General features: G+C 69.9%; 24 protein-coding genes and 1 tRNA gene. 5 read left to right on the forward strand and 20 right to left on the reverse strand.

Annotated features, from left to right (window positions below; all coding sequences use genetic code 11):
- Positions 1-72: 72 nt before the first annotated feature.
- Genes ACN27A_RS15940 through argS form a run of 3 tightly spaced genes read right to left on the reverse strand, consistent with a single transcriptional unit; the run spans position 73 to position 4,453 of the window.
- Complete coding sequence (locus ACN27A_RS15940) at positions 73-1,386, reverse strand: homoserine dehydrogenase (RefSeq protein ID WP_421458485.1); 1,314 nt, start codon at positions 1,384-1,386, stop codon at positions 73-75.
- A gap of 8 nt (positions 1,387-1,394) precedes the next feature.
- Entirely contained in the window at positions 1,395-2,780 is a 1,386-nt protein-coding gene (gene lysA, locus ACN27A_RS15945) for a diaminopimelate decarboxylase (protein ID WP_421454124.1), read from the reverse strand.
- Positions 2,781-2,788: 8 nt separating this feature from the next.
- Complete coding sequence (gene argS / locus ACN27A_RS15950) at positions 2,789-4,453, reverse strand: arginine--tRNA ligase (protein WP_421454127.1); 1,665 nt, start codon at positions 4,451-4,453, stop codon at positions 2,789-2,791.
- Between the two features lie 100 nt (positions 4,454-4,553).
- Between argS and ACN27A_RS15955 the strand changes: the two genes are divergently transcribed.
- The 4 genes from ACN27A_RS15955 (at position 4,554) to ACN27A_RS15970 (ending at position 7,443) form a co-directional block, all read left to right on the forward strand.
- Positions 4,554-5,420, forward strand: a complete 867-nt coding sequence (locus ACN27A_RS15955) for a DUF3105 domain-containing protein (protein ID WP_421454130.1) — start codon at positions 4,554-4,556, stop codon at positions 5,418-5,420.
- An 8-nt stretch (positions 5,421-5,428) separates the two neighbouring features.
- The gene (locus ACN27A_RS15960) at positions 5,429-6,091 is read left to right on the forward strand and encodes a DUF305 domain-containing protein (protein WP_421454132.1); all 663 of its coding nucleotides are present in this window, start codon (positions 5,429-5,431) and stop codon (positions 6,089-6,091) included.
- 232 nt (positions 6,092-6,323) lie between these two features.
- Positions 6,324-7,016, forward strand: coding sequence for a winged helix-turn-helix domain-containing protein (locus tag ACN27A_RS15965; protein WP_421458486.1), 693 nt, complete (start codon positions 6,324-6,326; stop codon positions 7,014-7,016).
- 355 nt (positions 7,017-7,371) lie between these two features.
- Positions 7,372-7,443, forward strand: a tRNA-Arg gene (locus tag ACN27A_RS15970).
- Between the two features lie 150 nt (positions 7,444-7,593).
- Here the strand turns inward: ACN27A_RS15970 and ACN27A_RS15975 are convergent.
- The 16 genes from ACN27A_RS15975 to ACN27A_RS16050 all read right to left on the reverse strand — a co-directional run bounded on the left by ACN27A_RS15975 (position 7,594) and on the right by ACN27A_RS16050 (position 19,141).
- Complete coding sequence (locus ACN27A_RS15975) at positions 7,594-8,961, reverse strand: tyrosine-type recombinase/integrase (RefSeq protein WP_421454135.1); 1,368 nt, start codon at positions 8,959-8,961, stop codon at positions 7,594-7,596.
- On the reverse strand, positions 8,958-9,179 hold the full coding sequence (locus tag ACN27A_RS15980) for a helix-turn-helix transcriptional regulator (RefSeq protein ID WP_421454138.1): 222 nt from the start codon (positions 9,177-9,179) through the stop codon (positions 8,958-8,960). The genes ACN27A_RS15975 and ACN27A_RS15980 overlap by 4 nt, the downstream gene beginning before the upstream one ends.
- The gene (locus ACN27A_RS15985) at positions 9,176-9,343 is read right to left on the reverse strand and encodes a hypothetical protein (RefSeq protein ID WP_421454141.1); all 168 of its coding nucleotides are present in this window, start codon (positions 9,341-9,343) and stop codon (positions 9,176-9,178) included. Before ACN27A_RS15985 ends, ACN27A_RS15980 begins: the two co-directional genes overlap by 4 nt.
- Positions 9,344-9,798: 455 nt before the next feature.
- Complete coding sequence (locus ACN27A_RS15990) at positions 9,799-11,358, reverse strand: hypothetical protein (RefSeq protein WP_421454144.1); 1,560 nt, start codon at positions 11,356-11,358, stop codon at positions 9,799-9,801.
- Positions 11,355-12,314: a bifunctional DNA primase/polymerase gene (locus tag ACN27A_RS15995; RefSeq protein ID WP_421454147.1), complete on the reverse strand. Its 960-nt coding sequence runs from the start codon at positions 12,312-12,314 to the stop codon at positions 11,355-11,357. Before ACN27A_RS15995 ends, ACN27A_RS15990 begins: the two co-directional genes overlap by 4 nt.
- A gap of 179 nt (positions 12,315-12,493) precedes the next feature.
- Entirely contained in the window at positions 12,494-12,796 is a 303-nt protein-coding gene (locus ACN27A_RS16000; protein WP_421454149.1) for a hypothetical protein, read from the reverse strand.
- On the reverse strand, positions 12,793-13,032 hold the full coding sequence (locus tag ACN27A_RS16005) for a hypothetical protein (RefSeq protein WP_421454151.1): 240 nt from the start codon (positions 13,030-13,032) through the stop codon (positions 12,793-12,795). Before ACN27A_RS16005 ends, ACN27A_RS16000 begins: the two co-directional genes overlap by 4 nt.
- Positions 13,033-13,179: 147 nt before the next feature.
- A complete protein-coding gene (locus ACN27A_RS16010) occupies positions 13,180-15,363 on the reverse strand; it encodes a cell division protein FtsK (protein WP_421454153.1) in 2,184 nt (727 codons plus the stop codon).
- Entirely contained in the window at positions 15,360-15,689 is a 330-nt protein-coding gene (locus ACN27A_RS16015) for a hypothetical protein (RefSeq protein WP_421454156.1), read from the reverse strand. The genes ACN27A_RS16010 and ACN27A_RS16015 overlap by 4 nt, the downstream gene beginning before the upstream one ends.
- Before the next feature lie 90 nt (positions 15,690-15,779).
- Positions 15,780-15,980, reverse strand: coding sequence for a hypothetical protein (locus tag ACN27A_RS16020; RefSeq protein ID WP_421454159.1), 201 nt, complete (start codon positions 15,978-15,980; stop codon positions 15,780-15,782).
- 87 nt (positions 15,981-16,067) lie between these two features.
- Positions 16,068-16,238, reverse strand: a complete 171-nt coding sequence (locus ACN27A_RS16025; protein WP_421454161.1) for a hypothetical protein — start codon at positions 16,236-16,238, stop codon at positions 16,068-16,070.
- A gap of 29 nt (positions 16,239-16,267) precedes the next feature.
- The gene (locus tag ACN27A_RS16030; RefSeq protein ID WP_421454164.1) at positions 16,268-16,735 is read right to left on the reverse strand and encodes a DUF3307 domain-containing protein; all 468 of its coding nucleotides are present in this window, start codon (positions 16,733-16,735) and stop codon (positions 16,268-16,270) included.
- Positions 16,736-16,828: 93 nt separating this feature from the next.
- Positions 16,829-17,851: a DUF2637 domain-containing protein gene (locus ACN27A_RS16035; protein WP_421454167.1), complete on the reverse strand. Its 1,023-nt coding sequence runs from the start codon at positions 17,849-17,851 to the stop codon at positions 16,829-16,831.
- A complete protein-coding gene (locus ACN27A_RS16040) occupies positions 17,848-18,522 on the reverse strand; it encodes an NUDIX domain-containing protein (RefSeq protein WP_421454170.1) in 675 nt (224 codons plus the stop codon). Before ACN27A_RS16040 ends, ACN27A_RS16035 begins: the two co-directional genes overlap by 4 nt.
- A complete protein-coding gene (locus ACN27A_RS16045) occupies positions 18,519-18,893 on the reverse strand; it encodes an RRQRL motif-containing zinc-binding protein (protein ID WP_421454173.1) in 375 nt (124 codons plus the stop codon). Before ACN27A_RS16045 ends, ACN27A_RS16040 begins: the two co-directional genes overlap by 4 nt.
- Positions 18,893-19,141: a DUF6284 family protein gene (locus ACN27A_RS16050; protein WP_421454176.1), complete on the reverse strand. Its 249-nt coding sequence runs from the start codon at positions 19,139-19,141 to the stop codon at positions 18,893-18,895. The genes ACN27A_RS16045 and ACN27A_RS16050 overlap by 1 nt, the downstream gene beginning before the upstream one ends.
- A 444-nt stretch (positions 19,142-19,585) precedes the next feature.
- Between ACN27A_RS16050 and ACN27A_RS16055 the strand changes: the two genes are divergently transcribed.
- Positions 19,586-20,443 carry an AAA family ATPase gene (locus ACN27A_RS16055; protein ID WP_421454179.1) on the forward strand — a complete coding sequence of 286 codons (858 nt, stop codon included), beginning with the start codon at positions 19,586-19,588 and terminating at the stop codon, positions 20,441-20,443.
- 658 nt (positions 20,444-21,101) lie between these two features.
- Here the strand turns inward: ACN27A_RS16055 and ACN27A_RS16060 are convergent.
- A complete protein-coding gene (locus ACN27A_RS16060; protein ID WP_421454181.1) occupies positions 21,102-21,983 on the reverse strand; it encodes a hypothetical protein in 882 nt (293 codons plus the stop codon).
- Positions 21,984-22,077 lie beyond the last annotated feature (94 nt).

The following is a 22,077-nucleotide window of genomic DNA, read 5'->3' on the forward strand; positions in this document are numbered from 1 at the left end:
ACGGGCCCCGGCCCGCCCGAGCCCCACCGCCGGCGGTCCCGCGCGCGTCACCGGGCCCCGCGGGCGGACCGCTCAGAGCCCGCCCTCGACCCGCAGCACGCTCGCCACGGAGCGGACGATGTCCAGCCCGCGCAGCTCCCGCACGGTGGCGGCGAGCGCCGCGTCCGGCGCCACGTGGGTGACGATCACCAGGTCGGCGTCCTCGCCCCGGCCTGCCGCGCCGCCGCCCGCCGGGCCCTGCCGCACGGTGGCGATCGACACGTCGTGCCGGGCGAACACGCCGGCCACCGCCTCCAGCACACCCGGCCGGTCCGCCACGTCGAGGCTGATGTGGTAGCGGGTCAGCGCCTCCCCCATCGGCCGCACCGGCAGGTCGGCGTACGCGCTCTCGCTGGCCGACCGCACCCCGGCGAGCCGGTTGCGGGAGACCGCCACCACGTCGCCCAGCACCGCGCTGGCCGTCGGCGCGCCGCCCGCGCCCCGGCCGTAGAACATCAGCGGCCCGGCCGCCTCGGCCTCGACGAAGACCGCGTTGAACGCGTCGCCGACGCTGGCCAGCGGGTGGCCCAGCGGGATCATCGCCGGGTGCACCCGCACGCTGACCGTCTCCCGGCCGGCGGCGTCGGCGCCCCGGGCGGCGATGCAGAGCAGCTTGATGGTGCACCCCATCGCCTTGGCGCTGGCCACGTCGGCCGCCGTGACCTCGGTGATGCCCTCCCGGTGCACGTCGGCCGCGCCGACCCGGGTGTGGAAGGCCAGCGAGGCGAGGATGGCCGCCTTCGCCGCCGCGTCGAAGCCCTCCACGTCGGCGGTCGGGTCGGCCTCGGCGTAGCCCAGCTCCGTGGCCTCCTCCAGCGCCTCCGCGAAGCCGGCGCCGGTGGCGTCCATGGCGGAGAGGATGAAGTTGGTGGTGCCGTTGACGATGCCGGTGACCCGGTTGATCCGGTCGCCGTGCAGCGACTCGCGCAGCGGGCGCAGCAGCGGGATCGCCCCCGCCACGGACGCCTCGTAGTAGAGGTCGCCGCCGCCCTCGGCCGCCGCGTCGTGCAGGGCGGCGCCGTCCTCGGCGAGCAGCGCCTTGTTGGCCGTGACCACGCTCTTGCCGGCCCGCAGCGCCTCCACCAGCCAGCCCCGCGCCGGCTCGATGCCGCCGACCACCTCGACCACCACGTCGACGTCGTCGCGCTTGATCAGGCCGAGCGCGTCGGTGGTGAACAGGGTCGGGTCGACGGGCAGGTCGCCCCGGTCGCGGCCGAGACGGCGTACGGCGATGCCGGCGATCTCCAGCGGGGCGCCGATCCGGGCGGCGAGGTCGGCCGCCTGCTCGTGCAGCAGCCGGACCACCTCGCTACCGACCGTGCCGCAGCCGAGCAGTGCCAGGCGCACAGGTGATGTCATCCCACGTCCAATGCCAGCAGGTCCTCTTCGGTCTCCCGCCGGACGATCAGGCGCGCCTGGCCGTCGCGCACCGCGACCACCGGGGGGCGGGGCACGTGGTTGTAGTTGCTGGCCATGCTCCGGCAGTAGGCGCCGGTGCCCGGCACCGCGACAAGATCTCCGGGCTGCACGTCGGCGGGCAGGAATTCATCCTTCACCACGATGTCCCCGGACTCACAATGCTTTCCCACCACGCGGGCGAGCATCGGCTCGGCGGTCGACGCCCGGGACGCCAGCGTCGCGGAGTAGGACGCGTCGTAGAGCGCCGTGCGGATGTTGTCGCTCATCCCGCCGTCGACGCTCACGTACGTCCGGATCCCATCGACGTCCTTGACCGTGCCGACCTCGTAGAGGGTGAACACGGCCGGCCCGACGATCGCCCGCCCCGGCTCGATCGACAGGTGCGGGACCGCCAGCCGCTCGGCGGCGCACTCGGCCTCGACGATCCGGCGCAGCCGCTTCGCGAGGTCCTGCGGGGCGGCCGGGTCGTCCTGCGTCGTGTACGCGATGCCGAAGCCACCGCCGAGGTCCAGCTCGGGCAGCTCCACCCCGCGCGCGTCGCGGATCTGCGCCTGGAGGCCGAGCACCCGGCGGGCGGAGACCTCGAAGCCGCTGGCGTCGAAGATCTGCGAGCCGATGTGCGAGTGCAGGCCGCGCAGCTCCAGGACGCCCTCGTCGAGCACCCGGAAGGCCGCCTCGGCCGCCGCCCCGCCCGCGAGGGAGAAGCCGAACTTCTGGTCCTCGTGCGCGGTGGCGATGAACTCGTGGGTGTGCGCCTCGACGCCGACCGTGACCCGGATCATCACCCGGGGGCGGACGCCCCGCTCGCGGGCGAGCGCGGTGAGGCGGCCGATCTCGTCGAACGAGTCGAGGATGATCCGGCCGACCCCGGCGTCGAGCGCCCGGGTCAGCTCGGTCACCGACTTGTTGTTGCCGTGGAAGCCGATCCGCCCGGGCGGCATCCCGGCCGACAGCGCGGTGGCCAGCTCGCCCCCGGTGCACACGTCGAGGTGCAGGCCCTCCTCGGCGATCATCCGGACCACGGCCCGGCAGAGGAACGCCTTGCCGGCGTAGTAGACGTCGACGCCGTCGAAGGCGGTGCGGAAGTCCCGGGCGCGCGACCGCAGGTCGTCCTCGTCGAGGACGTAGACCGGGGTGCCGAACTCGGCCGCGACGTCGCGGACGCCGAGGCCGGCCACGGTGAGCACGCCGTCGCCGTCGCGCGTGACGTTGCGCGGCCACAGCTGCGGCACCAGGGCGTTGACGTCGACCGGGGTACGCAGCCAGGACGGCCCCCGGCTGCCGATGTCACCGTGCAGCGCACCGGCCTCGTGAGCACGCATTACCGCTCCTACATCCTTTCCGGGGCCGAGACGCCCAGCAGGCGCAGGCCGTTGGCGATCACGGTGCGGGTGGCGTCGTTGAGCCAGAGCCGGGCCCGGTGCAGGTCGGTGATCTTCTCGTCGCCGCGCGGCAGGATCCGGCACTCGTCGTAGAACCGGTGGTAGGCCCCGGCCAGCTCCTCCAGGTAGCGGGCCACCCGGTGCGGGCCGCGCAGCTCGGCCGCCGCGGCGACCACGGCGGGGAACTCGGCGAGCGCCTTGAGCAGCTCGTTCTCCTTCTCGTGGCCGAGCAGGTCGGGGCGGAACGCCTCGGCGTCGCCCCGGGTCAGCCCCACCTCGGCGGCGTTGCGGCCCACGCTGGCCGTCCGGGCCGCCACGTACTGCACGTAGTAGACCGGGTTGTCGCGGGTGGCCCGGGTCCACAGCTCGACGTCGATGTCGATCGGGGAGTCGCTGGAGTAGCGGGCGAGCGCGTAGCGGGAGGCGTCCACGCCGATCGCGTCGACCAGGTCCTCCAGGGTCACCACCGTGCCGGCCCGCTTGCTCATCCGGACCGGGGCGCCGTCGCGGACCAGGTTGACCAGCTGGCCGATCAGGATCTCCAGGTTGCGCTCCGGGTCGTCGCCGAAGCAGGCGGCCATCGCCTTCATCCGGCCGATGTAGCCGTGGTGGTCGGCCCCCAGCATGATCACGACGCGGTCGAAGCCGCGCTCCCGCTTGTCCAGGTAGTAGGCGCAGTCGGCGGCGAAGTAGGTCCACTCGCCGTTGGACTTGCGCAGCACCCGGTCCTTGTCGTCGCCGAAGTCGGTGGTGCGCAGCCAGGTCGCGCCGTCCGACTCGTAGAGGTGGCCCTGGTCACGCAGCCGCTTCAGGGCCAGGTCCAGCTCACCCCGGTCGTGCAGGTCCTTCTCGTTGAAGTAGGTGTCGAACTCCACCCCGAAGCCGCGCAGCGAGGACTTGATCTCGGCGAACATGAGCTGCACGCCCTCGACCCGGAAGACCTCCTGGGCGGCGGCGTCGTCCAGCTCCAGCACGTCGGGGCGGACGCCCCGGACGGCGTCGGCGATCTCGGTGATGTACGCCCCGGCGTACCCGTCCTCGGGGGCCGGCTCGCCCTTGGCGGCGGCGAGCAGCGACCGGGCGAACCGGTCGATCTGGGAGCCCGCGTCGTTGAAGTAGTATTCCGTCCCGACCTCGGCGCCGGTGGCGCGCAGGAGCCGGCTCAGCGCGTCGCCGACGGCCGCCCAGCGGACGCCGCCGATGTGCACCGGACCGGTCGGGTTCGCCGAGACGAACTCCAGGTTCATCCGCTGCCCGGCGAGCCGGTCGCTGCGCCCGTACGCCTCGCCCGCCTCGACGATCGTGCGGGCGAGCTGGCCGGCGGCGGCCGCGTCGAGCCGGATGTTGAGGAAGCCCGGGCCGGCGATCTCCACCGACTTGACCCCCGGGGCCCGGCCGAGCTGCTCGGCGAGGGCCGTGGCCAGCTCGCGCGGCGGGACGCCCACCTTCTTGCTGAGCTGGAGGGCCAGCGTGGAGGCGTAGTCGCCGTGCTCGGGGCTGCGAGGTCGCTCGACCGCCGTCCGCTCCGGCAGGGCGGAGCGGTCCAGGCCACGCTCGGTGAAGACGGCGTGGGCTGCGGATAGGACGACCTCGGCGAGTTCTGCGGGAGTCACTGATCCATGTTATCGGGGGTAGACTCGGCACCCGCGGCGGCGACCCAGTGTGTGAGACCGGCCCGCCGGATCCCCTGACCGACCGACCTGACGAGGCACGATGAGCATCAGCACACCGGGTGGCGGCCCCGAGCGGCGCCCGAACGTGGTCAGCACCGGCAAGAAGCCGGCAGCGGGCCGGCCGGCAGCAGGCGCCAAGGCCGGGTCCGGCGGCGCCAAGCCCGGTTCCACCGGCGCGAAGACCGGTTCCACCGGCGCCAAGGCCGGGTCCGGCAAGCCGACGGGCACCCGCCCCGGCGCCGGGGGCAAGGGCCGCAAGCCCATCGCCCCGGTGAAGGTGAGCCAGGGCCGCTCGTGGGGGCCGATCGCGCTCTTCGTCGCCGTGGGTGTGCTGGCCGTGGCGATCATCGGCTACGGCGCCTGGGCGACGTTCCAGGGCGCCAAGCCCTGGGAGGACCGGGCCGACGCGATCGACGGCATCGTCAACTACCGCGAGAAGGACAAGGACCTCGTGTCCGGCGGCAACCACAAGACGGGGCCCCTCACCTACACGGTGCTCCCGCCGGTGGCCGGCCCGCACAACGCGGCCTGGCAGAACTGCATGGGCGACGTCTACCCCGCCCAGATCGCCAACGAGCACGCGGTGCACAGCCTGGAGCACGGCACGGTCTGGATCACCTACCGCCCTGACCTGCCCGCCGACCAGGTGACGAAGCTCGCCGACAAGGTGCGGGGCAAGGAGAAGCTGATGCTCAGCCCGTTCGAGGGGCTGGACAAGCCGATCTCCCTCCAGGCCTGGGGCTACCAGCTCAAGGTCGACAACGCCGACGACGGCCGCATCGACGAGTTCATCAAGACGCTGCGGGTCAACGCCTCGATCGAGGGGCCGACCGCGCTGTGCAGCCAGGGCATCACCGCCACCGGCACCACGCCGCGCGACGACGCCCAGCAGATGCCGCAGGGCTGAGGAGAGCGATGAGCATCCCGACCATGACCGCGACCAGCGAGCCGGCCAGCCCGGCTCCGGAGGAGCGGCGGTCGCCGGCCCGCTGGGGCACGGCCGCGCTGGCCCTGGCCGTCGTGGTCGGGCTGCTCCTCGGTTACGCGGGCGGCATGCTGACCCCCCGGCTCACCCGGCCGGGCGACGCCTCGGCGGAGGCGGGCTTCGCCCGGGACATGCTGACCCACCACGCGCAGGCGGTGGAGATGGGCCTGGTCGCCTTCGACGAGGGCAGCGACCCGGAGGTCCGCAGCATCGGCGGCGACATCGCCACCTCCCAGCAGGGCGAGATCGGCACCATGCACACGTGGCTGCGCTCGTGGGGGCTCGACCCGGCGGGCAGCGAGCCGCCGATGTCGTGGATGTCCGACGGCTCCGGCCTGGTCAGGAACGGCCTCATGCCGGGCATGGCCACCCCCGAGGAGATGGCGAAGCTGCACGCGGCCGAGGGCCGGGAGCTGGACGTCCTCTTCCTGCAACTGATGATCAAGCATCACCTGGGCGGCATCCACATGATCGACGGCATCCTCGACGTCAGCGACGAGCCCGACGTCGTCAGGACCGCGCAGACCATGAAGAACACCCAGCGCAACGACCTCACCAATCTCCAGAACGCGCTGAAGCGGCTGGGCGGCTGACCCCGCCGCCACCGCACCGTCGCCCGATCGAGAGGTCCGCGTCGCCGCCGCTCCACCCGGCCGACGCGGACCTCTCGCCATCCCGGCCCCCTCAGGAAGCCGACCACCCCACACCCCCCTGTCCGCTTTGACTGGTAAGCGGCGTCATGAACGATCTACCCCATTGCGACACTAAGAGAGTTTTCTCCACACATATCGTGACCAGTTGCGATTCGGGCTCGTTGCGCAGGACGTGGGGGTTGCACTGAGAGACGCACGGCGTTCGGTCACCAGCTGGTGCCGGCGCCACACCATCGGCGGTGACGGGGCGGTGGCAGCCGTCCGTCGCGGACAGCGGCAGGGCGAGCCGGGAACGCTCAGCCGCGAACAGGAGCTCGAACTCATCGACATCCTGCGGGGCGTCCATCCCGACGAGCTGGGGCTGGACGAGGAGCTGTGGACGCGGCAGAGCCTGCACACACTCATCCAGCACCGCTTCGAGCCGTCCATGGACGCCGGGGCCGTGGGTGCGTACCTGCGGGCCTGGGGGCTGGGCCCCCGGGAGCCCCGGGAACGGGCCTGCGGCCTCTGCGTCGGCGCGGTGGAACGCTGGGTGCGCAGCGAGTACCCGGCCATCACCCGGGCGGCGCAGGAACACCTCGCCGAGGTCTACTGGATCGGCCGCGTACGCCTGCGGGGCACGATGCCCGCGGCGGACGTCATCTCCGCCGTCTCCTCCCGCGGCCGGGTGCGCTTCATGATCACCACTCCGTCGGTCGATCCGCCGCTCCCGCGCGACTTCGTGCTGCGGCTGAGCGGCGAGGAGCAGCGGACCGTGCACCTGATCGTCGACGGCTCCTGGCCCCGCAACGAGTGGCCCCGACGCCTGCCCCGCCGCATCGTGCTGCACCCGCTGCCGAGCTGCGGCCGCGCCGTCGCCGCCTGACCCCCGCTCCCGCCCCGGTGCCCGGACCACCGCCCGGCACCTTCTTGATCTCCCCCAGCCGGCCGGTCGGACCAGCCCGCCGCCTCGGCCGGCGGGACCCAGCGGGCCGCACCAGCCAGCGGCATCGGCGAGTGGAACGTCAGGGGTGTATCCGACGCCGGGAGACACCCGCGAGGTTCCACTCGTGCCGGCCGGAGGGCTTTCCGGCAGCGGCGTCCGACGCAGGTGGAACAGGGCGGCATCCGCCACCGGTCCTCGGGCGACCGGCACCAGCAGGGCGGGCGACACGAGGGCGCGCACCGAATACCGATTCGGCGTTCCGCGGAGACGTTTGCTAGTCTTCTCCAGTCGCTGAGCCCCCGTAGCTCAGGGGATAGAGCACCGCCCTCCGGAGGCGGGGGCGCAGGTTCGAATCCTGCCGGGGGCACACTTGCTAAGGAAGCTTTGACCAGCACGAAAAGGCCCCTGACCAGGCATAACCCGGTCAGGGGCCTTCATCGTGTGTCCGGCTGTGTCCGGCCGTCAGCGGCCCGTGGCGGGCGTCTGTGCCGAATACGTGCCGAAGTTTGGCCCGGCCTCAGTCGTGGCCTAGCGCTCGCTCGATGCGCTGCCTGAGAGCAGCGTCACCGCCGTCAAGGCACTTGGCGTAGATCCTCAGCAGCACCTCTACCGACTGCCCTGCCCACTCGGCTACCTGGGTTGGTGGCACTCCCCCGTTGAGCCAGGTCGACACGGCGGCGTGCCGCAGGTCGTACGGGGTGCGGGCCAGGGGCGAGGTGTGCACCTCGGGGGTAAATACAGCGGCCCGTGCCCATCGCCACACGCGGTTGATTGTCCCTTTTGGAAGCTCCTCCTTATTGCGCTCCCCCACGAACAGGCGGTTATTCGGCCCGTAGCCGAACAGCTCGACGTGAGCGTTGATGATCGCGGTTAGTTCGGGCGGGCACGGAACCGTTCGCGTCTCCCCCCGCGCCCGTTGCTTGAGTTGGCGGCTGTCTCGGTTCTTTCCGCTATCGGTCCACTCGCGGCCGGCGTGCGGGTCCGCTCCGTCAAGCGTGAATTCTCCCCACCCCTTTTCGGGTAGGTGCAGGTTCGGCTTGGCGAGGCGTACGGCTTCCTCTGGCCTTAGTGCCGCGTAGTACAAGCAGGCGTAGAAAGCCACCATGCGCGGGCCGATACGCCCCTGCTCTCGCACCCCTTCTAGCAGAGTTCGCACCTGCACCGGATTGGCTACCGATCGCCTGTCGATCGTGGTAACAGTTTTCGGCGGTTTCCATTTCAACTGTGGTAGCGGGTTCGCTGTCAACAGTCGCTTTTCTACCGCGTATTCGATTGCGGTATTGAGTATCTTCCGGCGGCGGCTGATAACGCTCGGCGCGGCCGGCGCGCCGTCGATTCGCACGGTGAGGCCGTCCAGGACCGGGCGCAGCACTTCGGGACGGCTGAGGCTAGCCACGTCGCGGGTGTTTCGCTTCACCCAATCGAGCGTGGTTTTCACCTGCTCGGGAACGCCTTCCCCCGTGCGGCGGGGGGTGTTGAAGGCCCAGCGACACAGCGCGTAGCGAAGAAGTTTGCCGTCCGGCCGACCTCGGGCGTTGGTCAGCATGAGCACGGTCAGCGCCGTCAAGGCTTCCGCGTGGGTGCGCCTGGTCGTCGCAGCCACGTGCGGCCACTTCATGTCGGCAAACTGGCACGCCAATTCGTACCAAGAACTGACGACAGCATCGCGGCGCATGGAGACAGGGCGACCCGTCTCGACGTAAAACGCCTCACCCTTTCGAGAGGCGGCAACCAGCTCGGAACGAAAGCTCTCGGCGAGAGCTTTGGTCTTGAACGCCTCTTTAAGTGGCTGGCCGGCAACTCGCCAACGAACCCAGTAGGTGCAGCTCCTCTTGCCCTCGTAGGTCTCGATTGACCAGACGCGCACGTCATAGGTGGTATTCAAGCGGCCTCCTCGTAGAGCGATTCAAGCCAGGACTCGTAGTCGCGTCGTTCAATTCGGATTTCACCGTTCGGCAGCTTGCGGGCCGGCGGCCCCTTTCGCTTTGCTCGCCAGTCATAGAAGGTGGATCGACTGATTCCCAGGTCGTCACAAACGTCGGCAATGGTGAGGTGACGATTCGGAAGGGGCGTCACCTTTTCGCGGCGAATCGGGGTGGTCATGGGCGCGTGTCCTTCCTCGGGGTGACTTCGAGGTAGATGCGATGCCGGGTGGATGGGGGGCGGTCGGGGTAGGGGCGGCTGACGGTGCGGATGGTGAGCACGCGGGCGAGGGCGGCGAGGGTGGCGGTGGTTTCGCCGGGGGTGCCGTGCAGCCTGAGTTGCATGGTGGCGGCCTTTCGAGCGGGCGGAGGATGCGGCCGTGGGTCGGGGGGCCGGCATGGCAGAAGGGCGCAGAGCGGCCCGCTGAGAGCGCCGTATAGCCAAGATCTGCGGAGCCCTGGTGTGAAGGGATGCGCAAGGGTGGCTGTGTGGCTCTCAGCGGGCCGGCTGGGTGGGGTTGGTGGCGGGTGGTCGATGGCTTCTGTGGGAGAGGGCTGAACCATCTCGGCATCTCGGCATCTCGGCAAAGGTGCCGTTGAGCTGGGAAAACGTCTGCCGAGATCTTGACCGGGGTTGAGGGTCGATCTCGGCAACCGGCTTTCATCTCGGCAGGAGGTTGCCGAGATGCCGAGATTGAGGTTTACCGATGGCCTTGTTCTCGGCAGGGTGTTTTCCCAGGTAGGGTGCCGTTTCCGCCGAGATGCCGAGATGCCGAGATGGTTCAGCGGGGTTTGACCCCCTAGCCCTCGTGGCGCTCGACCCAGAACACGGCCCGGTTGCCGCGTTCGTGCTTGCCGGCACGGATGACGTGGTCACCGCGCCAGCGTCCGGCCTGTCCGGTCAGGAGCCGGCCGAGTTGCAGCGGGTTGGGTAGGCGTCCAGCGGTGGTGGTGATGAATTGCCCGTCCCACGGGTCGTTGACGTCGCTGCCGAGGTGCATGGGCTCTGCGTCTCTGCGCAGGTCAGCGGCCGTCATGGCTTTACCACCGTGGCGCTCGTGCCAGGTGGTGAGGAACGCGCGCCAGCGCGTTTCGTCTTCATCGATCCCGCGCACCTCGGCGGCGTTGGTGAGGAACCCGTGGATGTTGTGCCAGGCGAGGAATCCGCCGAGGGCCTGCGCCCACGGGGTGAACTGCCGCATGGTGAGGCCGGAGGCGCGGGGCGCGCCGTTGCGCGTCCAGTCGAGCACGAGGATCAGGACGTGCCACAGGACGGTCATTTGGTTGGCGGGTTCGGTGATCCATTGGTCGAGGTAGGGAATGCCGAACGCCTCTTGGTCGCGCAGTTCGGGGTGCGGCATGTTCGGGTCGAGGTGCACCCGCACCGTGCGGCTCGCCATGTCACCGCCCACCTGGAGGTTGTTGCCGGTGGCCATCCATAGCCGGTCGTTGATGGTGGCGATGTTGCGCGACGCGCCTAGCTGCCGGTCAGACCACACGGTGTTGGTGACGAGCTGGGCGAGGATCGCCGAATCGATGACGCCACCTTCGGGAACGTTGTCCCAGATGACCACGCCAACCTGATCGGCAAGAACCGCAGTGATGCTCTTGCGGAGTTCTTCATCGCTGTCAACCCAGGGCATCATGCGCTGCCCGTAGAGCATTCCGGGGCCGGCGGTGAGGATGCTCTTACCGGAGGCGGGCATGGTCGCGTCGATCAGCCCGAACGGCGTCAACGACCGGGTGTAGTGCCGCAGCACCGGCGTTGCCAACAACGCGATGTAGTTGGCCCGGTCCGCTGGCGACGACCAGGGGAAGTCACGCAGGAACGCGCCGAGCAGGAACCGGCGCGCTTCGGCGACCTGCTCTCGGGTGGGCGCGTCCGGCACCGGTGGCAGCGCCACCTTCGACGCGAGGTAGAAGCCGGTGGCCGGGTCGTAGCCGGGGGCCTGGAGCAGGGTGCCGTCTCGGCGCAGCACGGGCGCGCCGATGATTCCGCGCAGCGGTGCCACTCCCGGCCACGTCTTGCCGGCCAGCACCGACGACAAGGCGTCTCGGGGTGGGGTCACCTCGTCTTCGTAGGTGTCCGGGTTGCCCTTGTCGTCCTTGCGGGTTTTGATCCGGTAGACGTAGGCGTGTTGGGCGAGCAGCCCGGCGAGGCCGGCGGGGTTGATGGTGCTGGCCGACACCGGCAGCGGCGAGTCTTCGTCAACGGCGTCGGTGAGGCCGCCGGAGACGGCTTCCATGTGCACGAGGGAGCCGGCCGACACGTAGGTGTCGGGCAAGAGTCCGTCGCTGAGTGCGGCCTTGAGCACGCGGATGGTTTCCGGGCCGGAGCCGATCTGTAGGCGGGTGGTCATGCCGCCGTCCTTCCGAGGTTGGTGAGGTGACGCGGGTTGTGCGCCCCGGTGCGCAGGCCGGACGCGATCGTGCGGGCGACCTCGGCGGGCCGCAGGCCGATCGACAGCGCGGCCGGTTCCAGAACAGCGGTCACGTCGTTGTCGGTGAGCGCCCCTCCGGCGGCCAGCTGGCCGAGGGCGACGGCGGAGGCGAACAGGGCGTGGTTGCGTTGCCCGTCCGGGGCGGCGGTGAGGTGGGCGACCTGGCGGCGGATCGCTGCCGCCACGTACGGGCCGTGCCGGTCGGCCGGCAGCGCCACCGGGACGGGCCGGCAGGCCGGTCGCACGGTCGGGGTGAGTAGCCCTGCAAGCCATGCGGGCAGCGGCGCCAGGTCACAGTCCAGCGCCACGGCGTAGGGGCGGCCGGCGACGGTGCTGCCGGCGGCGACGACGTAGCCGCCGTGCGCGCGGGTGTCGACCTTCCACCCCAACCCGCCCCGCTCCCCCGTCGTGTTGCGCAACTCCGGGCCGCTGTCGGGATGGCGGTAGTAGAGGTGGCTTCCGCCTCGCCCGGTGGTCACGGTGTACGTGGTGTCGATGCTGCCGCCGTGGCGGGCGGCGAGGGCGGTGAGCACGTCCAGGCCGTCACGCGCCCCGGCCCACGCGGCGGGCGGGGTGTCGTCGGCGGTCTTCGGCACGTCCAAGTCGACCACCGCCAGCCCGGACGGGCCGCACGCGATACCAACGCCGTAGGGGCGCGTCGACCACGCGCGCCGGATGCGGTCCGGATCGGTCGTGGCGCGGGGTTCCCACCCGAGGTGGCGGCCGGCGGCGCGGCAACGCGGGTCGAGCTGGGCGCAGTTGTCGGCGGTGTGGTCGGGGAACGCGGGCCGCTTGTCGTCGGGGCGCAGCGGGAAGACGTGCCATCCGCGCGCGGCGTGGGCAAGGGCAGCGGCCAACAGGCCAGGGTCGGGCATGAGGCCCCTTCCTTCGGTCGATGGCGGACAGATGGGGGTAGAGGGCGGCTCCGGCCGCCCGGCGAGCGCTGAGGGCGTGTGGGCGGGGCAGCGGGGGCCTTGGAGATAGGGCCGGAGGTTGTCCGGGGTGTGGCAGTAGCGGGCGGCGGTGCCGATCCAGTGGCCGCACCGCCCGCCGGTCACTGTCCGGCCCGCCCGGGTCGAGGCCGGGCCGCGATGGCGGCGCGGGTCACGGCCTGGCGCACGTCGCCGAGCAGCCCCACCAACTGGCGGCGGGCCGCCAGTTCGCCGGGGGCGAGGGCCACCCTGACGCGCACCTCGGCGTGCTCGCGGCCGGCGGCGGTACGCACCCTGACGAGCACGGCGCGGGCGTGGCCGGCGTCGACCACGATTTCGCCGGAGCGGTGCTCGCCGAGGCCGCATCGGTGGTCCCGGCCGCACCAGTCGGTGTGACCGGCGCGGCCGGCGCGGCGGGCGGTCATTGGTGGCCCGCCCGGTACTCGGTGCGGATGTAGTCGATGAGGCGGCGGCCGTAGCGGACGCGGATGCCGGTGCCGTCGCAGCGGCGGCAGTCGCGGCGGGTGCCGATGGCGGTGCGGTGAGAGCGGCGGCCGTGGCAGCGGCGGCAGCGTCCCCACGGCGAGGTGAAGCACACGGCCAGGTAGCACAGTGCGTAACCGAGGGCGGCGAGGTTAGCGAGCAGGGCAACGGTGGTCACGAAACGCCTCCACGAGCCGGTTTGAGGGTGCAAAAGGCTGACGCCGCTAGGAACTAGGGCGCTGGCCAGGGTTGGGATGGGTTGCTAGCGGGGGTGCTAGGTCTAGCGGGGGGTGCCGCTAGACCTAGCAACCACACGCTGTCCGGCTTAGGCGGCTTTGTCGCCTCGCCGCTTGTTACGCTCCGCGACCGCATCGGCGATGTGCTGCCGTTCGAGGCCCCGCCGGTTCGCGCCCTTGCCGGTGACCGGGTCGGTGCCCCAGACCTGCCCCGTGGTGACCCCGTACGGCTTGAGCGCCGCCGTCAGCTGATCGCGCGTCAGGTCCCCGTACGCGTCGGCGTTGAGGTCGGCCAGGCGCTCGGTCAGCGTCTCCGCCCACACCTTCGCCTCGGTCGCGGGGACCACGGTGAGGATGTCGTCCAAGAGCGTGTCCCGGCGGGCCGCCGGGGTCGCCGTGGTCTGCCCGATGGCGTGGCCGGTGAGGGTGCCGGCAGCCTCGCGCAGGGCGCGCGCCCGGTCGGTGATCTTCTCGGCGGTGGGACCATCCACGTAGAAGGTCCGCACGATCTGCGCGTCGTCGGCCGCGCCGACGAGGTAGCCGACGCCCTTGTCTTTCTTGGCGAACATGGTCGCCCGGATGCCGTTCTTGTACGCCGACGTGCCAAGGATCATGTCGTTCTCGATCTGACCCATGACCCGCAGGCAGAACCGCGTACCCGCGTTCGCGCTAACCCCGGTAGGCAGGCTCTTGGCGTCCGGCCGCTGCGTGGCCAGGACCAGGATGACGCCCAGGGCGCGACCGAGCTTGATGATTTTCTCGGCCAGCTCGCCGGCTTCCTTGCCGAACTCCGGGTGCGAGAACAGCTCTTGCACCTCGTCTAGGGCTACGACCAGCCAGTGAAGGCCCAACTTCTTGCGGCGGGCCAGCTCCGGGGTGACCTTGTTGTCCGGGCATACCGCCTTGGGCAGGCCCTTGAGGACGGCGGCGCGGCGCTGGCACTCCTTGCGCAGCTCCCGCAACGCCAACAGCCCTTCCTCGGCGGTGTCGTCGTCCTGCCCCGACGCGAATCGAACGGACACCTTCTCCAAGGGGTCGAGGCCGCCGGTGCCCTTGAAGTCGAAGCACCACAGTTCCGCGTACGGGTCGAGGGCGGCGGCGAGCATCGGCACCTGCGTGGCGGCCGTCTTGCCGTAGCCAGGGATCGACCCGATGAGCACGTTCGTGTAGGGCAGCTCGATGGAGATGACCCGGCCGCGCGGGTCGGTGCCGAACGGCACCGGCCGCCCCAGGTCGAACCCGCCGGACGCCTTGAGCAGAGGCCACGGCTTCGGCGGCGTGGCGGCCATGTCCTGATCGCCCACCCACAGCAGCAGCCGGCCCGGGTGCACCTCCGGCTGTCCCTCCGGCCACACACACCCGAGAGGGCGGGTGAGGCCGGCGGCGAGCCGGTCACGCCGCTCAATCACGTCCCCGGCCGTGACGCCGGGCGGCAGGTCGATGTCGGCCCGCCAGCCCGGCCCGTCGCGCACGATCGGCGCGGTGAAGGCGATTGCGCGCTGTCCCTGCTTGGCGATGGCCTGGGTGATGCCGGAGATGCCAAGCACCGCCAGGGCGCGCACCACCACATCCGAGGTCAGCCGGGCCACGCGCGGGATGACCACGGCGGTGTCGAGCAGCGGCTTGTCGGCCGGCTGACCGAACATCCCACACAACGTCACCAGCATCGCCAGCACCGCCCACCGCGACCACGGCGGCGCGAACGCCACCGCCACACCACCGGCCAGGGTGACGGCCAGGGTGAAGGTGGCGACGATGCCGCGCCACCGCACCCGCCGGTCACGCTGCCGCGACAGCTTCAGATACAGCTCCCCGTCCTTGGTCTGGGAGGTCGACTGCCGCAACTGCTCGCCTTCCCAGTCGAACAGCCACCGGGTAGCGCCAGAGGCGACCCGGGCGGCACCGGCGGGGGCGCGCAGCAGCAGCTTGCCGCCGTACTTCGGCAGCCGGGTGAAGTGGTAGGCGGTGCTGTGTAGCAGGTGCCCCACCGTCCACCGCATCACGTCACGCAACTCATCGAGCGACCGCAACCAGGCGGGCAGGATCGGCCGACGCTGCCCGGCACGCGCCCCCGACAGGGTGAACCGCGGGGACTTCTGCGCGGCCGGCGAGTCCACCAGCACCGGCCCGCCGTCGCCGTCCTCGTCGGGGTCGGGGGTGCGGGCGGCGCGGGCGGCGTCCAGGTCGACCACCTCCGCATCCGGGCCGGTGATGTCGGCTTCGGCAGCCTGCCAGTCGAAACGGTCGCCGGGGTCGGTGTTCGGCTCGGTCATCGGGACTCCTTCCCGGGGCGGATGACAGCGATGGGGGCGCACAGCCGGCCGTAGGCGTCGATCTGCCACGGCGTAGTGCGGGTCAGGCCACGCGACGCGAGGGCGGCGGCAACGGCGGTGAACTCGCGCTCATCGGGCCGGTCGTATTCCTCCATGCGCAGCGGCAGGTCAACCCGCTCGACGCCCTGTGTGTAGTGGAGAAGCAGGATGTAGCCGCCGCACGCGGCGGCGGCGATCGTGGCTCGCAGCGGCGTGCCGAGCCAGAGCCGGCGGCGGGGCCGCAAGCGGATCACTGCGCGGCGCAGTGCGCGCAAGGGTGACAACATCAGAGGTCTCTCCTGACGGTTGAAGCCGGATGGGGGGGCCGGCGGCACGGCACGGGTTGTCGAGGCCAGAGGCCGTGCCGCCGGGTCAGGTCAGAACCGGATGTGCAGGGAGCCGGTGATCTCGTCGACCTGCCGGCCAACGCGGGCGTTGCCGGTGCGGACGTTCTCGGTCCGGCCCGCCGTGGCGGCGGTGGTGTCCTTCGAGGGCTTGCCGGTGTCGCGGCGGCCGGCGACGTGACCGACCTGCACGTCAACGTGGTCGGTGCCGGAGGCGACGTTGCGCTTACCCATAGCGGGGGTGCTCCTTCGGTTGGGCCGTCAGCGGGTCTGGCGGCTTCCGCACATCACCGGGTGATGAGCCGGTGACGACGGGAGCGGTCAGCTCTTGACGGAGACGCGGTTACCGCAGTCACCGCAGGTCGCGTGCGTGCGCTGACTGTCGGCGGTGATGTCACGCCAGTTGCTTTCGTTGCCGCAGGCCGGACACCACAACTGCGAGCTGCCGGTGGTGATGCGCCCGCCGCTGGAGCCGATCGAGATGCTTGCCATCAGGGCTTTCTCCTTCGTATGGGGGTGGGTTAGGCGGCGCAGAACAGGGCGGCGATGAACAGCCAGCCGATGTGCCAGGACTGGTCCAGGGCGTAGGCGCCGGTGCCAAGCGACGGGTTGTCGTCGCGGCCGGGCCGGGGCGTGCCGAGGGCGTAGAAGCGGGCCGAGCCGAGGGCGGCAGCGATGCGCTTGAGCGGGGTGCGCCGGTCGGCGACGTAGTGGCTGACCGCCGAGATCGTCAGCCCGACCGCCACGCCCCACGGGCCCAGCCGCAGGCCGGTACCGGCAATCAGGAACAGCAGCGCGACCAGGGCGGTAAGGGTGTAGGTGGCGACGTGCGCGGCGCAGGCGATGCGGCCCGGCCAGCCAGGCTGGCCCTTGCAGTCGGCCTGGTGCTGGGTTTGCACCCAGTGGTCGGCGACCTGGTGGGCGACGTAGAGGGCGACGAACACGGCCGCGAACGCGCCAGCGTGCGCGCCGGTGGGGTCTGGGAACATGGGTGGTCTCTCCCGAGGTCGGATCGGCTGAGGGGTGAGGGCCGGCGGCACGGCACGGGTTCCTAGGCCACAGGGCCGTGCCGCCGGGCGGCGTTACGTGCGGTTGCGGTGGCGGTTGGTCGCGAGCAGGGCGGCGGATGCCATGACCATCAGCCCGTCAATGGCCAGGGGGCCGATGGCGACAGTCAGGGGGTCTTCGCCGAAGTGCTCCAGGAGTCCGGCGAGGTGCCGGTACGAGACGACAGCGGCGACCAGGGCGACGGGCAGCACACCGACGATGCGGGCCATGAACCAGCGCAGGCCCTCGCCCCACGGGATGCGGGTCAGGATCTCCACCGCGACGAACAGGGCGACCGGCCAGAACACCGAGAACGCCACCGCCAGGGGCGACGGGGACCAGTCCGGGGCCGGGGTCCACCCGGCGGGTGCGCCCTCAGGCGGCTTCGGCAAGTAGGTGTGAGCCACGTTCGCCGCGATGGACACCACCCCGCCGAGGATCACCCCGACGTACGCCCACCCCCGCCCCGCCGAGCGGGTAGCGGCCGGTGCGGTGGTGATGTTGGGACCCGGGTGACCGACCACCGTGACCTGCTCGGCCGCCTCGGCGACGAGGGCCGGCGGTGCGGGGGTCGGGGCCGGCTCGGCGACCGGCGCGGACTCGGGTACGCCCGGGTCCGTCCAGGACGTGCCGGCGGGCGGCAGCAGTGCGCCCCGGGCGGTCATCGCCGCGCGCAGCGTGTCTGCCCGCTCCGTCGTCTCGGCCGGTGCCGGCGGTGCCGGGTTCGGGCCGATCGGCTCGGCGTAGTCCAGTGGCACGGGGGCCGGCTCGGCGAGGTCGGTCAGTGCGAGGTCGGTCAGGTCGGCGTCGAGGGGCAGCAGGGCACCCCGGGCGATCATCACCGTACGGGTCTGCTCGGTGCGGGTGCGCTTCTCGCGCTCGGCCTTGAGGCGGGCGAGCAGGTCATCCGCCTTCGGCGCTCCGATGCGGAACTCCCGCATGAGTCGGTTACGTGACGGCAGCGTCTGCCCGGCGGGTAGGTCCAGGTTCCGGGCGGCCGGCAGGAGGGCGTCTACCGGCTGGGGGTAGCGGGTGCCGTTGATGGTGGGGGCGGTCATCGGGTCACCTCGTCCAGGTTGTCGGCGAGCAGGTCACGGTGGGCGGGGAACACCTGGCCGTCGTAGGCGTCGGCCAGGTAGTCGGCGAGCACGTCGTAGTCGTCGGCGGGCAGCCACAGCGCCCGGCGGGCGTCGTCGGCGCCGGTGACCGGCGGGAAGTCGTCGCGGCGGTGGTGGCCGATCCAGGTGCGGGCCAGGACGGTGACCATCCATGCCTCGTCCGAGGCGCGGGGGTCGGGCACGTAGCGCGGTGCCGACAGGTCCCACCGGGCATCGGGAAGGATCAGGCCGGTTTCCTCGGCCAGCTCCCGCACGGCGGCGTCGGCCGGCGTCTCGCCGGGGTCGACGTGGCCGCCGGGCAGCGCCCAGCCGTGGCCGTCGCCGCGCTCCACCATCACGATCCACCGGTGCCGGTTCTCGTCCCAGAGCGACACCAGGGCGTCGGCGGCCAGGGCCTCGCCCCAGTGGCCGAGCTGGTTGCGGCCGTAGCGGATGCCGGTCGGGGCGTACGGGTTGACGGGGCGTCCGTCGACCAGCGGGAACGGGATCGCGGCGGCGGCCCGGCGGGAGGTCCAGTCGATGGCGGTGGGGTCCATGGTCGGGTCGGCCCACGGCGCTCCGGCGGCGATGCCGGCCAGAACGCTCGGGTGGGTGTAGGTGCGGGGGATCATGCGGCGGCCTCCATGGGGTGGGCGCATTCGAGGCACTCGCCGAGCGAGCGCGGGATGTAGTACGGCCGCACCTGCCGGCAGATGCGGCAGGTCCGGCGGGCGGTGAGCGCGGCGCGGACCGCCCGGAGCTGGGCGGGGGTGGCGGTGCGCTTGGGGCGGGCCAGGTCGACCCGGTACAGGTAGGCGGCACGGGTACCGCCGACCCCTTGCCAGAGCACCTGAGCGGCGATCGGCTGACCACCGGGCCGTAGGCCGGCGGCGGTCAGTTGGCGGCGGGTGGCGTAGCCGGCGGGAGCGCCGTGCCACCAGTAGGTGGGGATGCCGTACCGCGTGCCTTCCGGGTCGTGGTAGGCGGCGCGGATGCGCGACATCAGGCCGCGCGGTGCGGGCCGGCGATGCCGGCGGCCAGCTCGGCGGCGGCGCGGGTGACGCGGGCCTCGGCCCGGCGCAGCCGCCGCCAATCCAGCGCGGTCGGGCCGCCGTGGTCCTCGGCGTAGAACATCGTGATCTCGGCGTCGAGCACGTCCAGTTCAGCCGCGATCAGCGGCCACTCCGCGTCGATCGCGGCCAGGTCGGCGGCAGTCGGCTCGGCGGTGACAGGGGTGAGGTGCGTTCGCACGGGGAACCTCCGGGGAAGTCGGTGGGAAGCGGCGGGGGGCCGTCTCGGCCCCGCGCCGCCGCGCCAGAAGTGGGCATGTGCAGCGCGCGGTAGCCGTCTTCACTCGCCCCGCTCGCCCGGGACCTACCGGGGTCGGCCACCTGGTGGCTCAATGCAGGGATGCCGCGTGACGGCCTTCGCGCGCTTGTTCCTGTCGCTGTGGAGTTAAGAAAGATCGACCTGATCCGGCGTCCCATGGGCGCGCGGCAACCGTGTGCCGCCGTCCCCCGAGCCATCCGGCCGGCTTGCGTAGAAGCAAGCTAACAACTGGTAGGTGCTCCGGTCAACTGTTAGGTCGAATGACGCGCGAAGATGCCCGTTGACCTGCGGTAGCCGACCTATCACCTGTTAGGTAGCTGGTAGGCTGACCCGGTTCGCCACATGTCCAGTAAGGGAGAGTGATCGATGGCCACCCCTCCGGCCCCACTGAACCGGGCGGAGTCACTGCATGTGCAGGTTGCCCGAAACATCAGGAATGACATCGAATCTGGCGCTCTGCGCGATGGCACGGTTTTGCAGTCCACGCGGGAGTTGGCAGCACAGTGGGGCGTTAGCGTCTTCACGATTTCCGAAGCGATGAAGATACTCGCAGGTGAAGGCCTAATTGAAAGCAAGTCGCGATCAAAGCGGGTAGTTCGCGCGCCAGGACAAGTACGCACGAAGGAAGTCCGCCTAAGGCAACCGAATGTTGTCCTGGTGGGAGGATATCCGGGCAGCGGAAAGACGGAGCTAGGGCGCATTCTCGCCAGGGAAACTGGTTGGCCAATGCTCGACAAAGACACGCTTACCCGGCCGGTCGTAGAGGCCGCTTTAGAATTCCTAGGGCATTCGCCTAACGACCGCGAATCGAGCGAATACCTTGATAAGGTTCGCCCGCGCGAGTATGAGGCATTGGCGGCGGCAGCACATGAGAACGTATTGTGCGGCAACAGTGTGGTTCTAACTGCGCCGTTTATCCGCGAGTTCAGCGACGAGGCATGGCTGAAAAGAACACAGGCAACCTATGAAGACATGGGGGCTAAAACAGTCCTCGTGTGGCTATACTGCGACAAGGACGTGATGCATACTTACGTGCGCCGGCGCGGCGCGGCACGCGATTCCGCCAAGCTCTCTAACTGGTCAGATTACATTGCTGGCATCGATACAAGCTTTCGGCCGCCCGTCGCACATCACCTGATCGACAACTGCGCTTCCGGCCTCCCCTTGCAGCAGCAAGCAAAAGAACTACTGAGCCGCATTCTGGACGGCGAGGCTCGCAGGTGAGGGGCGTTATTCTATACGGCCCCCCTGGCGCAGGAAAGGACACCATTACGGCCGAACTGGAACGCCGGGATTCACGATTCACCTTGTTCCATCGAATGAAAGTTGGCAGCGGGCGAACTGCCGGGTATCGAATGACAACCGAGGAAGAGGCGGGCGCACTCCGATCAAGGGGACAGATAATCTGGGAAAATGCCCGATACGATTCCCTTTACCTAATCGACCGACCCACCCTTGAACACGATATTGCTAGCACGATACCCGTCGTTCATCTCGGCCAGGCTCAGGCAGTCAGCGCCGTCGTTAAGGCAATCCCTAAGTCCCGCTGGCTTATCGTGGCTTTATCCTGCCCTAGGCATATAGCGCTCAACCGCATCTCAGCAAGAGGCACCGGGGATGTCGATGCGCGAATGAGGGCCTGGGATGAAACGAGAGACTTGATCGAAGCCGACCTACGAATTGACACCAACAGTCTTACCCCGGATCAGGCTGCCACCTTGATCGCACGTGCGATCAGAGACGCTTAAGGCCTCAGGCCAATCGGGCGCGTACAAGGCTGAAATCTCCAGTCTCCCGCTTCATCCCCCCGACATCCGGCGAGCGAAACCCCTCCTTCCGCTCGTAGGCTATCCAGGCTATTCAGTCATCGACGTGGGCGCACTCAGGATATCGAGTTAACGAATACCCCAATGGGGATTGAGAGCATAAGGGACACTATGACCGCGATTCGTCGGGCTCCGGATGGCTGACTCCCCTCACCCGTTACCTCAAAGGGCGGAAAAAGCCAGTCAAAAAGCTTGGTCCCATAGGCGAGAGGAAAACCCATAAATCCTACGAAGCCTGCAAGAACAGGCAAAACCGGCCAGTCTCTCCAGTATTCCTTTACCGAATAAGCAACTGAGAAGCCTAGAATTGCGAGGGCTACCGTCATGAATACGGCAGGCAACAGGAAGTGCCTACGGAGGCGAGCCCACCGGGGAACGCCTTTCTCAATTTCGTCCACAATCCGGGCAAATGTTGATCGGGCCCAACCGGTGTCAGGAGACGACACCCGGACCTCCGCACCCAGAAGGTTAGAGCGGCTACTGCCACCCAGGCGCAGATAGATCCCTTCGATAAGAGTCGACTCATGCTCCAACTCGACATCATGAATATCCCCGGCCAGGTACCGATATGGACTGGCGGTCATGGCCACAGACTTAGTACTACGCCTGTCAAGCTCCGAAAGCACTTCTTCGGCTTGCCCTGACACCGTCTCGTGCTGGTCTTCGACGTCCAGACGAACGAAGAACTCAATTTTCCCCGACAGGATGCGCTCCCGCGACCCCCGTAGCTGGTTTAGCTTATTTCTCTTGAAATCGGAAGGCTCGCGCTCAATTTCATTGCCAACGGAATCAATGAGTTCTTCTAGCTCTTTCAAGGCGGTCTGCTGACGTTCGCGGATGCTCTCACGAAGGATATTTGCAAGGGCATGCAGTTCGCGCAGGTCGCCGGCCCAGGCACCCCATGACCTTTGGCGAAAGGTCGTTCTCTTGTTCGACAAAATAACCCCATCTGAGGCGAGGCGTGGACATGCAGTAGCCGATCAGACAGTGTACGGGGCGTATGGATTTGAACGTTCGGCTGTCACCGATGCG

This window comes from Micromonospora sp. WMMD737, assembly GCF_049179055.1.
Lineage (GTDB): Bacteria > Actinomycetota > Actinomycetes > Mycobacteriales > Micromonosporaceae > Micromonospora > Micromonospora reichwaldensis.